Below are 895 nucleotides of genomic sequence, written 5' to 3' on the forward strand. Positions count from 1 at the left end.
GGGCCGGAACGAACTGGAATGATTGGTTAGGACTCACTTGGTGAAGACCTTATTCAGAACCTTACCAGTTGATGCATCTAACTCGACCTCAAAGCCCGAGAAATTACCCACTTTGAGCGGCGCTTCGCTGAGAATATTGACGTAGGCATCCGTGCGACCTTGACCGATATCCTCGGCGCGCCAAATGAGCCCACCGCTCTGATCGTATGCAAATAGATTGCGCGCAGGGGCATCCTGCGGGAACGCCATGTAGTCATAAATAACCACGATTTTGCCGTCGAGAAATCGAGCTTCCTGCACAGGGTATTGAGCCTCTAGCTCACCGCCTGGATGGATGACTTGGTTTCCTTGAAACGACAATTTCATGCTTGGAAGTCCTAACGCAAACAGCACGCGCGGCTGCGGAATGGAGGCGAAGCCGCAATGTAGTAGCCGTCGCCGTGACTGTCATGGTTAGACGCGGTACCGGCTCTCAATGTACTTCAATCCCTGGATTCGCTGCCTGCAAGCTCGATATCGCCTCATTCGATATGTGTTCGCAATCCAATACCGATATGAATTTAAGCCCCTTGAGTGACTGGAGAAAACCGAGCCCGCTATCTGAAACTACAGTACTTTCAAGCCAGATTTCCTCAAGACTCTTGAATGTTGCAAGGCGCTCCATCGCCGCATCAGTTACCCGCGTTCCATCAAGATCAATACAGCGTAATGCGGGCATTTCAGGCAAGCTGGCAATCCCGAAATCGGATACCCCTGAATTTTCCAGATTCAGAAAGACCGTGTCTGCTGGCACAGAGGCAAGGTCCGCATCGCTGAACCAGGAGCCATCTACGTAGCCAAATCGACCCTTTAAGCGGAAAACCAGTCTGTCCTCTGACTTCATACTCATCTCGTC

The 895-nt window shown here is 51.4% G+C and carries 2 protein-coding genes; both read right to left on the reverse strand.

Annotated elements, in window-relative coordinates; genetic code table 11:
- Positions 1-33: 33 nt before the first annotated feature.
- Positions 34-366 carry a hypothetical protein gene (locus KYE_RS15360; protein WP_008175111.1) on the reverse strand — a complete coding sequence of 111 codons (333 nt, stop codon included), beginning with the start codon at positions 364-366 and terminating at the stop codon, positions 34-36.
- 106 nt (positions 367-472) lie between these two features.
- On the reverse strand, positions 473-895 hold a 423-nt coding region (locus tag KYE_RS15365; RefSeq protein WP_008175113.1), incomplete at its 5' end, for a hypothetical protein.

It is taken from the genome of Marinobacter manganoxydans MnI7-9 (genome assembly GCF_000235625.1).
In the GTDB taxonomy this organism is placed as follows: domain Bacteria; phylum Pseudomonadota; class Gammaproteobacteria; order Pseudomonadales; family Oleiphilaceae; genus Marinobacter; species Marinobacter manganoxydans.